The sequence below is a fragment of the Advenella alkanexedens genome, from assembly GCF_019132845.1.
GTDB classification, from domain to species: Bacteria; Pseudomonadota; Gammaproteobacteria; order Burkholderiales; family Burkholderiaceae_B; genus Advenella; species Advenella alkanexedens.
Genome location: NZ_JAHSPR010000005.1, coordinates 66,421 through 79,118 on the forward strand (window position 1 = coordinate 66,421; position 12,698 = coordinate 79,118).

The 12,698-nt window shown below is 49.4% G+C and carries 11 protein-coding genes; 5 read left to right on the forward strand and 6 right to left on the reverse strand.

The genetic code is table 11. The features are described 5' to 3' along the window. Window positions 1–189 precede the first annotated feature (189 nt). A complete protein-coding gene (gene exaC / locus KU392_RS07920; protein WP_169294558.1) occupies window positions 190–1,713 on the forward strand; it encodes an acetaldehyde dehydrogenase ExaC in 1,524 nt (507 codons plus the stop codon). A gap of 47 nt (window positions 1,714–1,760) precedes the next feature. On the opposite strand, the gene KU392_RS07925 is transcribed toward exaC, so the two are convergent. After that, window positions 1,761–1,997 carry a hypothetical protein gene (locus KU392_RS07925; RefSeq protein ID WP_169294557.1) on the reverse strand — a complete coding sequence of 79 codons (237 nt, stop codon included), beginning with the start codon at window positions 1,995–1,997 and terminating at the stop codon, window positions 1,761–1,763. A gap of 295 nt (window positions 1,998–2,292) precedes the next feature. Next, window positions 2,293–3,111, reverse strand: a complete 819-nt coding sequence (locus KU392_RS07930; RefSeq protein WP_169294556.1) for a MetQ/NlpA family ABC transporter substrate-binding protein — start codon at window positions 3,109–3,111, stop codon at window positions 2,293–2,295. 233 nt (window positions 3,112–3,344) lie between these two features. On the opposite strand from KU392_RS07930, the gene KU392_RS07935 reads away from it, so the two are divergent. Beyond that, the gene (locus tag KU392_RS07935) at window positions 3,345–4,415 is read left to right on the forward strand and encodes a DUF6817 domain-containing protein (protein ID WP_217735037.1); all 1,071 of its coding nucleotides are present in this window, start codon (window positions 3,345–3,347) and stop codon (window positions 4,413–4,415) included. A 151-nt stretch (window positions 4,416–4,566) separates the two neighbouring features. On the opposite strand, the gene KU392_RS07940 is transcribed toward KU392_RS07935, so the two are convergent. Next, window positions 4,567–5,022 carry a CBS domain-containing protein gene (locus tag KU392_RS07940; RefSeq protein ID WP_169294554.1) on the reverse strand — a complete coding sequence of 152 codons (456 nt, stop codon included), beginning with the start codon at window positions 5,020–5,022 and terminating at the stop codon, window positions 4,567–4,569. 238 nt (window positions 5,023–5,260) lie between these two features. Further along, window positions 5,261–6,574, reverse strand: a complete 1,314-nt coding sequence (locus KU392_RS07945) for a YihY family inner membrane protein (protein ID WP_217735038.1) — start codon at window positions 6,572–6,574, stop codon at window positions 5,261–5,263. Between the two features lie 180 nt (window positions 6,575–6,754). Between KU392_RS07945 and KU392_RS07950 the strand changes: the two genes are divergently transcribed. From KU392_RS07950 to aroC, 3 genes are read left to right on the forward strand one after another with little or no spacing between them, the layout of a single operon-like run. After that, on the forward strand, window positions 6,755–7,135 hold the full coding sequence (locus tag KU392_RS07950; protein WP_169294706.1) for a DUF2069 domain-containing protein: 381 nt from the start codon (window positions 6,755–6,757) through the stop codon (window positions 7,133–7,135). A gap of 3 nt (window positions 7,136–7,138) precedes the next feature. Then, window positions 7,139–8,623 (forward strand): protein adenylyltransferase SelO, encoded by a 1,485-nt coding sequence (locus KU392_RS07955; RefSeq protein ID WP_217735039.1) that lies wholly within the window; start codon window positions 7,139–7,141, stop codon window positions 8,621–8,623. 49 nt (window positions 8,624–8,672) lie between these two features. Beyond that, a complete protein-coding gene (aroC, locus tag KU392_RS07960) occupies window positions 8,673–9,731 on the forward strand; it encodes a chorismate synthase (RefSeq protein ID WP_217735040.1) in 1,059 nt (352 codons plus the stop codon). A 78-nt stretch (window positions 9,732–9,809) separates the two neighbouring features. Here aroC and fahA read toward each other — a convergent pair whose 3' ends face one another. Beyond that, window positions 9,810–11,129: a fumarylacetoacetase gene (gene fahA, locus KU392_RS07965; protein ID WP_217735041.1), complete on the reverse strand. Its 1,320-nt coding sequence runs from the start codon at window positions 11,127–11,129 to the stop codon at window positions 9,810–9,812. A gap of 251 nt (window positions 11,130–11,380) precedes the next feature. Next, window positions 11,381–12,697 (reverse strand): omega-aminotransferase AptA, encoded by a 1,317-nt coding sequence (gene aptA, locus KU392_RS07970; RefSeq protein ID WP_169294549.1) that lies wholly within the window; start codon window positions 12,695–12,697, stop codon window positions 11,381–11,383. Between the last annotated feature and the right edge of the window lies 1 nt (window position 12,698).

A 12,698-nucleotide genomic window follows, 5' to 3' on the forward strand; every position in this document is an offset into this window, starting at 1 on the left:
TTTGTGAAAAATACAATTGCCTGTATCCAGGAACAGCCGGCAAGCAGAGAGTTAATTTGCTTGCCGGCTGTTTTTCTTGGTGTTTTCACTTCTTGAATGTCATGAAAAACCTTGTAAGATAGCCGTTATCAGAGGAAAAAAGCGCAATAACAGGGTGTTGGCAATTCTCAACGTCACCAAGGAGATGACATGGATCTTTCAGAATTGAAGCAGTTTGGTCTGGATGTAGCTTATCCTTATAAAAAGCAGTATGACAATTTCATAGGAGGTCAGTGGGTCGCGCCTGTATCAGGCGAGTATTTCGAGAACATTTCTCCCATCACCGGAAAGCCGTTTTGTCAGGTTGCCCGATCGGGTGCGGAAGATGTCGAGCTGGCGTTGGATAAGGCACATGCTGCCCGACGTGCGTGGGGGAAAACCTCGGTCATGGATCGCTCGAATTTGTTGCTTCGCATGGCAGACCGCATGGAAAAGAACCTGCAGTTGCTGGCTGTGGCCGAAACCATTGATAATGGCAAACCCATTCGTGAAACCATGGCTGCCGACTTGCCGCTGGCAATAGATCATTTACGTTATTTTGCCGGATGTATTCGCGCCCAGGAAGGCACTATTTCAGAAATTGATGAAACCACGGTTGCCTATCATTTTCAAGAGCCATTGGGTGTCGTAGGTCAAATTATTCCCTGGAACTTTCCGATCCTGATGGCTATCTGGAAACTGGCTCCAGCGCTTGCCGCAGGTTGCTGCGTGGTCTTGAAGCCGGCTGAGCAGACCCCCGCTTCCATTCTGGTTTTAATGGAGTTGACGGCAGATCTCTTCCCGCCGGGTGTGATCAATGTGATTAACGGTTTTGGCAAAGAGGCCGGTAACGCCCTGGCAACCAATAAACGTATTGCAAAAATTGCGTTTACCGGCTCAACGGCAACCGGCAAGCATATTTTGCACGCTGCGGCAGAAAACCTGATTCCTTCCACTGTTGAGCTGGGTGGCAAAAGCCCGAATATTTTCTTTGCCGATGTGATGGATCAGTCGGATTCTTTCCTGGACAAGGCACTGGAAGGACTGGCCATGTTTTCATTGAATCAGGGTGAGGTCTGCACGTGCCCGTCCCGAATCCTGATCCAGGAATCCATATATGATGCATTTATTGAAAAGGCCATCAAACGTGTTCAGGCCATCAAGACCGGTAATCCGCTAGAGGCCGGTACGATGGTAGGCGCGCAGGCATCCCGGATGCAGATGGATAAAATCATGTCCTACATTAATATCGGGCGGGAAGAGGGTGCGGTTTGTCTGATAGGGGGTGACCGTCATCGACCGGGAAATCTGGAGGATGGTTATTATATTAATCCAACCATGTTGCTGGGCAAAAATGATATGCGCATTTTCCAGGAAGAAATTTTCGGGCCCGTTGCTTCGGTAACGACTTTTAAAGATGAGGAAGAGGCGCTTGAAATTGCCAATGCCAGCTACTATGGTTTGGGGGCTGGTGTCTGGACGCGTGACGGAACACGTGCCTATCGGATGGGAAGGGGTATAGAAGCCGGCAGGGTATGGACAAATTGCTATCACTTATACCCGGCGCATGCCGCTTTTGGTGGTTACAAGCAATCGGGCATTGGTCGGGAAACCCATAAAATGGCTTTGGCGAATTACCAGCAAACCAAGTGTTTATTGGTGAGCTATAGTGCAAAGGCTTTGGGCTTTTTCTAGTTTTTAATAGTGGAATAAAGATATTAACCAGAAAAAACAACAATAATTTATTGTTCCCCTGCCAAGGCAGGGGTTTTTTTTAAGGTCAGCCGAAATGTGAAAAGAATGCATAAGCACCAGATAGTGATCCAGATACCATGCACCGTTAATAAAAGGATTTGTTTGGCTGTCAGGGCACTTTCCTGGTTCAGTGCGGTAGCAATCTCGGCAACAGAAAAGCTCATGACCAGAAGGGCAAAGAAAAGTATGCCAGCCAGTATTTGCAGTTTATGAATCGTTTTCATACCCGGCCTTTTTTGTTGGTTATCTTGTTGCCAGTGTAAGGGGAGCAGCTAAAATTATTAAATACAAATTCTCAATTTATATATATCTTTATGGTTATTAGCGTGCTTTTTGGGAGCTTGACGGTTTGCGTTCCCACGCTGGAGCATGGGAACGAGTAATGCTGGAGCATGGGAGCGAGTAAACGAGTAAGCAGGGGGCGGATCAATGCTCCTTTTGGCCTTTCTTGTTCCCATGCTCCAGCGTGGGAACGCCTACGTAGGTCAGTCAGCATTTCCATGCGGAGTGAACCGGGTATTACCAGGCGGTAAAGTAAGCCCCTGGGAATGTTTTCTCAACAAATGCTTTGACTTCATCGGATTGGTAAGCCTTGATAAAACGGGCAACCCGCGGGTCATCCTTGTTATCTTCCCGGGCGGCAATCACCACCACGGCGAAATCGGCTTTTTCATCCTCAAGTGCCAGGGTGTCTTTGGCGGGGTCAAGGCCGGCAGGAATGGCATAGGCCGAGTTAACGGCAGCGGCATCCACGTCTTTTAATGAGTGCGGCAATTGTGCGGCTTCAATTTCGATGAATTTAAGTTTTTTGGGATTTTCTTCAATATCGAAGAGTGAAGCGGTTGTGGTTACGCCTTCTTTCAGCTTAATGAGCCTGGCGGCCTGCAAAACCAGTAGGGCACGGGCACCATTGCTGGGATCATTCGGAATGGCAATGGTGGCGCCAGACGGTAATTCATCCAGATTGTTATGGCGACTTGAGTAAATCCCCATCAATTGCACAACGGCATCGGCAACAGGGACCAGTTTATAACCACGGGCACTGTTCTGGGCATTCATGAATGGACGATGCTGATAGATATTCAGGTCAATTTCCTTGGTATCAAGGGCAGCATTGGGCTGGATGAAGTCACTGAATTCGATCAATTTGACTTGCAAACCCTGTTTTTCGGCAACCTGGCGAGCTACTTCACTAATTTGGGCGTGAGGACCAACCGTAACCCCCACTTTCAGGAGGGCTTCCTGTGCAAAAGCCAGGGGTGCGGTGCTCAGGCCTAGTGTTAATGTTGCGCAAAGCAGTGTTTTTTTCAGCTTTATAGCGGCGTGAAAAATAGTCATTTTTTATAAATCCCGGTTGGAAAGTGAATGATAGAAAAACAGAGGGTTAAATTAGCAAATAAATCGTTATAAGATTTTTGCCTTATTTTGGCTAAAATTATAACCACAAGGAATAAATGCAATAAGAATTTATTTATTATATGAATATAACCATTGGAAATATATATTGGATTAAAATCCTTGCTTATACAATTACCCATTCAGGTAGTTTTAATTAATTGAGTGAAAGGCTTATGTCATTACCCGAATTGCATCGTTATGTTCCTGATCTGTTAGCTGACAATTATGCAGCGATTGATGCCGATTTGCCCCAGTTGCTTGAAGTGCTGTTTGCACGCAGTGCCAGTGAGGATTGGCACAAGGCCGGTACCTTTAAACATCATTTGCTGGGGGTGTATCGTGCTTTATGTCTGTGGGAGCAGCCCAGGGAAGTACGGATGCTTGGCTTGTTTCATAGTGTATATGGCAATGAGTATGTCAATCTGACCTTGTTCAATCGTGAAAAGGAACGGGCAACACTACGAGACCTGATTGGTGAGGAAGCAGAGTCATGGGTGAGTCTGTTTTGTGCCATCTCACGCACCCGTTTTGTTCAGGCGGTGCTGGATGGACAGGGAACAGGTCCTGAAGGCCTTGATTTGGAAGATGACAAGGGTGAAATCACTCACCTCACACCACGCCAGGTAGCCGCTTTTATAGTGATGACGGTGGCAGATGTTGGCGAGCAATGGCATAGCTGGCAGGATGAAATTTTTTCCGGTTATCCTTATCAGCAAAAACGCGAGCTGGCACCGCATTGGGTCGCTTCCATGTGGCCAGGACCATTGAAACCGCCAGCCAATATTTTGCATATGCTGTCACGTCTGGTCAATATATTGCAGGCAATGCCAACAGATACCGGGATCCCTGTTCCACCCGCTTTCCGGCAAGGGCAGGGCGTACTTGAGCGCAAGGATGAAGCGGCAGCCGCGGCCTTATACTGGCAGGTAATTACCCGCATGCATCCCTTGACCGAAAGCGTCACGGCCAGGCTCATGCTTGAGTCGGTGATAGACCATAACCCCTATGTGGGTGAACCGCGTTTGTTATTGGCACAGTTGGCACTGACTGGTGGTGATTTTGAAACGGCCGAGACACAGGCTTTGGCCGGTTTGCAAGCCTTGCAGTCATGGGGCCTGGCCTGGGACAAGCGGATTGCCTGGGAGGCATGGATTGCCTGGGCACGTATTTTATTGCAACATGCGCGTAACCGTGAATGGCCCAAGAGCCTGGGCGCTTTGAATGGTTTGGGTTTGGTAGAGTAGTCTGAAGAAAATTCTCGTCCCCATGCTCTTGCGTGGGGACGTCTACGTGGGTAGAGCTGCATTCCCACGCTGGAGCGTGGGAACGAGTTTCGCTTGGGAACGAGTTTCGAGTTTCTTGTGGTAACAGATTGTCTGAAAATCCGGTTAATGCTTATTCTTCTTCCGGTGTGCCTGAGGGCCAGTCACGAATATAGGCCTTGAGCATGGAGTTTTCAAATTTTTGTGCCTCAAGAATGGCGCGTGCCATATCGTAAAAAGAAATCACACCCAGCAGGGTAGGACCATCCATGACAGGCACATACCTGGCATGATGCTCAAGCATTAAGCGCTGTACTTCATTGGCATTGGTATTGGGTGAAACGCTAACGGGCGCATCATCCATGATTTTCCGAATGGTAGTGTTACCCGCCTGATGGTTGTTGTCACTAAGATGGCGGATGATCTCACGGAATGTAAGCATCCCGGCCAGTTGGCCCTGTTCCATAATAACCAAAGAGCCAATATCATGAATGCTCATGGTTTCAATTGCCTGGGCAACGGTTTGATCTGGTGTGGCGGTATAAAGCGTATTGCCTTTAACGCGCAGAACTTCACTGATTTTCAACATATTGCTCTCCCTGATACTTGCCAGCTGTATTTTTATAATTTAAGTGCTTTTGAAAGCCGCTTAAACGGACCTAGCTGCTTTTACGGTAATAAATGAAATTTGATATATAGAAATGTACACCATACAAGGGGTCTTTTAAAGTTAAATTTTCGCGTATGGCTGCAGGGCGACATGGAAACAGTGGTTTTGCCAGTATTAATACCTAGGTGTATTGAATACTGGCATTGTCTTGGATTCTTTATGGTTTTTTAATGATGTCGCCCAATTTGACACTATCGTCGCTCAGAATGAGTGCGGGAATGGCCTCGCGGATTTCGGGTTCGTCATGTAAAGGGTTGGCTTGCCGGTCAAACAGAAAATAATTGGACAGAGCCGTTAGGCTGGCCTTTTCACTGCTGGCCAGTGCCCAACGTTCAGATCTTTTGCCCGTTGTGTTAACGATGTAACCCATTGCCTGTAGCGGATCCAATACTTCGGGCAACTCGTCCTGATTGATTTTTAGCGAAGAAGCAAGAAAGGCAGTGCTTCGGCCGGGTGGATTGTCATCACGGGTGGCATGAAGCAGACGTAAAACACGAATGGCAGCCATAAACCGGGTGCCTGGAAGAATATTGTGCTGGAAGCTGCCAAGCCGGATTTGTGGGGCAATGGCCGTGACCGAGGCGCCAAACAACACAACCAGCCAGGACAGGTAAATCCATAATAAAAAAAGCGGGATCGTGGCAAAAGTACCATAAATAAGCGTATAGGAAGGAAAGCGGGTAATGTAATAAGTGAAGCCGGCTTTCATGATTTCCAGCAAAAGAGCGGTGGTAAAGCCACCGATCAGGGCATCTTTTAAGGCAACCTTGCCATTGGGGGCGACCAAATATAATAAGGTAAAGCCAATGACTGACAGCAGAATGGGGATCAAGGAAACCAGAATACTGCTTAACAGTGAAAGATCATCGGTAAGGCCAAATTTTTCCCGGGCCAGAAAGGCTGTTGTCCACAGACTGGCACCCAGCATGATGGGGCCCAGTGACAGGATGGCCCAATAAACCAGGATACGTTGGGAAATTGGTCGTTGTCGACGGATATGCCATATTTTGTTCAGGGCCTCGTCTATCGTCATCATCAGCATAATGGAGGTAACAATCAGGAAACCCACCCCGATAGTAGTCAGCCGGCTTGCCTGTTGGGCAAACGTATTCAGGTAACTCATGATGTTTTCCGACATCGAGGGAGGCATAAGATTGTTGGTCAGGAAGGCATCCAGTGATTCCTTGAAGTCGGTGAATAGCGGAAAGGCGGTGAAAAGGGACAGGATAACCGCCAGCAGGGGAACAATGGCCAGTACGGTGGTAAATGTCAGACTGGAAGCAACTTGTGTGAGATTGTCACGCATCAGTCGGGTAAAAGCAAACAGAACGGCGTCCCTGTAAAACAGCAACCGGGATTGCCGGGTGAACTGGGAAAGCTGCTCCTGTTCTTCTTGTACTTCCAGGGCTTCCTGCTTTTGCTCCAGGTGCTCTTCCTGATCCAGATAGTTTTGCTTGTCTTTGGTTTTCATGAAAAAGTAAGGGAGGTGGCCAATTTAAAGGCAGTATAACAAGATTATCACCGTCCTTTAAGTCAGGCTGCGCTTATAATACAGTAATTAACGTCCACATGATGATTGAGTATTTTTGTGCCAGCACCTGTAATTTCTTCTCCAGAACCTGATAGCCCCGTTTATTCTGTCAACCATCCCATGATGGTCACGCTGAACCCGGTCTATCGTTATATTTGTTTTGCCAGTCTGTTGGCTTTGTTGCTGCTATGCGTGCTATGGGAGCTGGTGCTTGACCCGCTGGTGCCGGGGGGCAGTATTTATGTCCTGAAAGCCTTACCGCTTATTTTCCCCCTATATGGTGTTTATAAAGGCAATTTATACACCATGCAATGGTCTTCCATGCTGGTCCTGCTTTATATTATGGAGGGCACCGTGCGTTGGTATTCCGATATAAGTACCACCTCAATGTATCTGGGCATGGCTGAAACCCTGCTTTCATTGCTTGTGTTTGCAAGTGCCATTCTATACGTTCGCCCGGCCAAGAAAGTGGCCCGTGCCACCAAGAAACAGGGTAAATAAAATATGTTTGCCCAATTGCCGGTCAGTAATAGTTTTGCCCAACTGTCACCCGAGTTTTATACCCGGCTGCAGCCACGTGGTCTGAATAATCCATCCCTGTTGCATGTCAATAACGATGTGGCAGGCTTGCTGGGTCTTGATAAAGCCCAAACCGAAAGTGATGAGTTCCTGCAAATCATGTCCGGTAATGCACCATTGCCAGGTGGTGTCACCCTATCTGCCGTCTACAGTGGTCACCAGTTTGGCGTATGGGCCGGGCAGCTGGGTGATGGCAGGGCGCATTTGCTGGGTGCCGTGGCAGGGCACGATGACACTGGTAAGCCCTGCGACTGGGAGTTGCAGTTAAAGGGTGCCGGGCTTACTCCTTATTCCCGTATGGGAGACGGTCGCGCCGTTTTACGCTCTTCAGTGCGTGAATATCTGGCCAGTGCCGCCATGGTGGGTCTGTGTATTCCCACCACGCTGGCCTTATGCATTACCCAGTCTGATGATCCGGTTTATCGTGAAACCACCGAAACAGCCGCCATCGTCACGCGGGTGGCCCCCAGCTTTGTCCGTTTTGGTTCTTTCGAGCACTGGTATGCCAATCGCCGTCCAGACCTGTTGCGTGAGTTGCTGAATTATGTGGTCAGTCATTTTTTTGCCGATGAAGTCAAGGTGGCACAAAGCGATGCCGATTTGCCGGCCATGGTGTGCGGTTTCCTTGATAGCGTCATCAAACGTACCGCCGTACTCATGGCAGACTGGCTGTGTGTCGGGTTTTGTCATGGCGTCATGAATACCGACAACATGTCCATTTTGGGCTTAACCATTGATTATGGTCCGTATGGCTTCATGGACGGCTTCCAGGCCAACCATATTTGCAACCACTCTGATAGCGAAGGACGGTATGCCTGGAATCAACAGGCATCAGTAGGTTTGTGGAATTTATACCGTTTGGCCAATTGCTTTGTCTCATTGGGAGTTCCCCAAGAGGCGCTTACCGAATGTCTTGATCGCTATGAGCCAGTTTTTACCGCCACTTTCCGTGAGAAATTGATACGCAAAATGGGGCTGGTGCAATGGCAGGAAGATGATGAACAACTGCTGGAACAGTGGTGGCAGATGCTGCATGCCCAAAAGGCTGATTTCACTTTAAGTTTCAGGTATTTGTCTGAGGTCATGCACGACGACTCCCGTTTTCTGGGTCTTTTTTCTGACAAATCTGCCGCGCAGCAATGGTTGCAGCAATATAAGGCGCGTATCGCCGGTATTTCAGGAAACGAAGCAGAACGGGTGGATGGCATGAACGCGGTGAATCCCTTGTATGTGTTGCGAAATTATCTGGCCGAAAAGGCGATTTGGGATGCCAAGCGTAAAAATCCGGCCACCATTGAAAACCTGTTAACGGTGTTAAGAAACCCGTTTGTGGAACACGCGGGCATGGAGCAATTTGCCGCCTTGCCACCCGATTGGGCCAATGAGATTGCGGTAAGCTGTTCTTCTTGAGTAAGATACATGAACAGCAGAAATAAAAAAATTTGGATAAGAGAATAAAATGTCAGGTAATACATTAGGAAAAATTTTTACGGTCAGCAATTTTGGCGAGTCGCATGGACCGGCCATTGGTTGTGTTATTGATGGCTGCCCGGCCGGTCTGGAATTGTCAGCGGAAGATATCCAGCTGGAACTGGACAGGCGCAGGCCCGGGACTTCACGGCACGTGACTCAACGCCAGGAACCCGATCAGGTGGAAATCCTGTCGGGTGTTTATGAAGGTAAAACCACAGGCACACCCATAGGGCTGCTTATTCGTAATCAGGACCAGCGCAGCAAAGATTATTCGGCCATTTCGGATACCTTCCGTCCTGGTCATGCAGACGTCACTTACTGGAAAAAATACGGTATTCGCGACCCGCGGGGGGGCGGACGCTCCTCAGCCCGCTTGACCGCGCCCACGGTGGCGGCCGGTGCGGTGGCCAAAAAATGGCTTAAACAAGAATTCGGCACGCTTATCCGTGGTTACATGAGCCAGTTGGGTCCTATCGAAATTCCTTTCGATTCCTGGGACCATGTTGCCAATAATCCGTTTTTTGCGGCTAACCAAAGCCTGGTTCCCGAGCTGGAAAGTTACATGGATGAATTGAGACGGGATGGTGACTCTATTGGGGCACGCATAGAAGTGGTGGCCCAAAACCTGCCTGCTGGCTGGGGCGAACCCATTTATGATCGCCTTGATGCCGATATTGCCCATGCCATGATGGGATTGAATGCCGTGAAAGGGGTTTCTATCGGAGCCGGTTTCGAGTCTGTGGCCCAGCGCGGTTCCGAGCATGGTGACGAATTGACGCCTGATGGTTATTTAAGCAATCATGCGGGGGGTATTCTGGGTGGTATTTCTACCGGTCAGGATATTACGGTGTCTTTGGCCATCAAACCAACCTCCAGTATCCGTATTGAACGAAAATCGCTGAACAAGGCCGGTGAGCCGGTCATGGTGCAAACCTTGGGCAGGCACGATCCTTGCGTGGGAATTCGTGCAACGCCAATTGCCGAGGCTTTGCTGGCACTGGTTTTAATCGATCACGCACTCAGGCAGCGGGCTTATCGCTGCTAATTGCCGGTTGCAGACCATTATTGGCAGTCAATGAAAAAGGACGGTTTGAATACCGTCCTTTTTCATTTGAAAGCGCGATTAGAACAAGGCTTTCAGCACGGTTCCAGACACAGAACCCAGGCTGATATCGGGATAACCTTCTTTGCGGCAAACGCCTTTGATAATGATTTCATCACCATCTTCCAGGAAGGTGCGTTTCTCACCCCAGGGCAGCTCGATGGGTTTTTTCCCACCTTCGCTCATTTCCAGCAAGGAACCCGCCTCTTCGGGGTTGGGGCCCGACAGGGTACCTGAGCCCAGCAGGTCTCCGGGTTGCAGATTACAGCCGTTAACAGTGTGGTGTGTAACCATTTGGGCAATGGTCCAGTAGGCATCCTTGAAGTTGCTGCTGGCCAGTTTTGCCGGTTGCTGATTGCTGCTGCGCGATTTTTCGGTGCTGATCAGAACGTCCAGTTTCAGATCATAGGCACCGGCCTTGCTGTTTTCTTCAGAGCTCAGGTACTCAAGGGGCTGAGGGTCTTCAGCGGGATGAGAGAAAGCAGTCTGGAAGGGAGCCAGGGCTTCGGTGGTAACGACCCACGGAGAAATCGTGCTGGCAAAGTTTTTGGCCAGGAATGGACCCAGTGGCTGGTATTCCCAGGCTTGCAAATCGCGGGCAGACCAGTCATTCAGAATGCACAGGCCAAAGATGTGTTTGGGGGCATCTTCTATTTTGATGCGGTGACCCAGTTCGTTGCCACTGCCAATGAAGACACCCAGTTCAAGTTCGTAATCAAGACGTTTGCAAGGGCTGAGTTCGGGCTTTCCGCCTTCGGTGGCAGGACGCAATTGGCCAACCGGACGATGAAATTGCTGACCCGATACACCAATGCTGGAGGCGCGTCCGTGGTAGCCAATGGGAATCCATTTGTAGTTGGGTAATAAAGGATTGTCGGGACGGAATTGTTTGCCAACAGCGGTGGCGTGATGGACAGAAATATAAAAATCGGTGTAATCGCCAATTTTTGCCGCTGTGGTGTATTCGGCATCGGCCTGGGGAACCAGCAGTGGCTGGATGCTGGCTTGCAAATCAGACCCGCTTCGCAGGGCGCGTGACAGGGCCAGGCGTAATGCAGACCAGTATTCCTGGCCCAGGGCCATCAGTTCGTTCAGGTGAGTGCCACGGCAGGCATTCAGGGCCTCTTGGGCTTTGCCTTCAAACAGGTTCAGGTTTGCCAGTGCGGCCAGATCAACGATTTGATCACCAATGGCAACACCAGGACGGAAGGACTCTTGTGAGCCAGCTTTGCGAAAAGAGGCAAAAGGCAAATTCTGGATGGGAAAACCGTTGCCGGGGATGTTGGCTGATTCAACCCAGCTTTGCAGTTGGGGATTATGTGTCTCGTTCAGTGTTGTCATGCGTTTGAATAAATTTAAAAAGAGTTTGAACTTATAGTTGAAAACGCAACCATTATAAGGGGGTCTCTGTGAAAAAAGCGAATAAGGGTTTTCCTGCATGGTACTGCGTTTTGTTGTCTGGCTTAGTGTAACGGATAAAACCGTAACAGATGATACTTTACCGGATAAGTAAAAAAACAGCCAGAGGTAAGTCTGGCTGCTGCTGGAAAAATCTGCTCCGTTCAGCTTTATGGATGATTGATGATGGATTTTTAATCCACTTGTTTCAGGACATTGCCAAGGACATTGAATATCTGTGTGATTTGCTCTTCATTAATAATGAGCGGAGGCGAAATGGCAATAATATCGCCGGTGTAACGCAGCAGGACCCCTTGTTCGTAGCATTTCTGGAAAACTTCAGCGGCTCGGGCGCCTGGGGCTCCTTCCCTCGGTTTTAGCTCGATACCCGCCACCAGGCCAAGGTTGCGTATGTCCAAAACATGCGGGAAGCCTTTCAAGGCATGTGCGGCCTGTTCAAATACGCCACTCATTGCCTGTGCATTTTCAAAAATACGCGCGTTTGTGTACAGTTCCAGGGTTGCCTTGACAGCGGCAGCAGACAGGGGGTGTCCCGAGTAAGTATAGCCGTGAAAGAGTTCGATGCCTCCTGCGGAATGATTGAGGATCGTGTTGTAAATGTTTTCGTGGGCAGCTACCGCACCCACTGGTGCAGCGGCATTACTAAGGCCTTTGGCCAGGGTGATGAGGTCGGGGGTGACGCCAAAATATTCACTGGCAGTGGCCGTACCCAAGCGCCCAAAGCCGGTAATGACCTCATCAAAGATCAATAAAATGCCATGTTTACGGGTGATTTCACGTAATCGTTCCAGATAACCTTTGGGTGGAATCAACACCCCTGTAGAGCCGGCAATGGGTTCCACAATGACTGCGGCAATGGTGGAGGCATCATGCAGGGCGATGATATTTTCAAGCTCATCAGCAAGGTGTGCGCCCCAGGCAGGTTGTCCTTTACTATAGGCATTGTGTTCCAGATGGTGTGTATGGGGCAAGTGATCGACCTGGGGCAGCAGGCTATTGGAAAAGGTTTTTCGATTGGCGCTGATGCCACCGACTGAAATGCCTCCAAAGCCAACCCCATGATATCCGCGTTCACGGCCAATCAAGCGGGAGCGGGTTGGCTCGTTGTTGGCTCGATGATAGGCCAGGGCGATTTTCAGGGCCGTGTCCACAGCTTCCGAACCAGAGTTGGTAAAGAAAATTTTGTTGATTCCCTCTGGCATGAACTCGGCGACTGCCTGGGCTGCTTCAAACGCGATGGGGTGCCCCATCTGGAAACCGGGCGCATAATCAAGTGTATTAATTTGTTCAATCATGGCCTGGGTTATTTCCTCACGGCCATGCCCGGCATTCACACACCATAAACCGGCACAGCCATCCAGTATTTGTCGATCATCGATAGACGTGTAATACATGCCTTTAGCCGCCTTGAGCAGGCGAGGTGCCGCCTTGAAGTTTTTATTGGCGGTAAAGGGCATCCAAAAATGGGAAAGATCGGGTGTCTGGCGCATG